A 393-nucleotide genomic window follows, 5' to 3' on the forward strand; every position below is an offset into this window, starting at 1 on the left:
GGCAAAAATGTGCTCCCGCATCGCTGCGCTACTGCGTCGCAAACGAATCGTGTTAAGCACGATTCGTTTCCTGCGGGGATAGCGCGAGCCGAAGACCCTGGACTGAGCGGAGCGCATCAACCAGGAAATGTTCTTTTTGTTCATACTGTGCGCTTCACTCGTGAACGTCTATACAATAAAGTGCCGAATGCGATAAAGCCAAGGCCAATCGCCATATTCGCCGCAAACTCACTGGCTGTTTTCGGCAACTTTCCGCCTTTGACGGTCTGATCGGTGTTATCTGCAGGTTGTTTAGGTGACGGTGTAATCGCCGGTGTATTGCCTTCCAATTCTTTTCCGGTATCGATGATCAGGTCCGAGCCGAACATGTCAGCGGTCAATAGAATATCTGCA

Annotated in this window: 1 protein-coding gene; it reads right to left on the reverse strand. The window is 50.9% G+C overall.

Features of this window, described 5'->3' with window-relative positions; all coding sequences use genetic code 11:
• Positions 1-140: 140 nt before the first annotated feature.
• The coding region (locus R0J87_RS18715; RefSeq protein ID WP_498888083.1) for a processed acidic surface protein at positions 141-393 on the reverse strand (253 nt) is incomplete at its 5' end.

This window comes from Halomonas sp. SIMBA_159 (assembly GCF_046536035.1).
GTDB lineage: Bacteria > Pseudomonadota > Gammaproteobacteria > Pseudomonadales > Halomonadaceae > Vreelandella > Vreelandella venusta_A.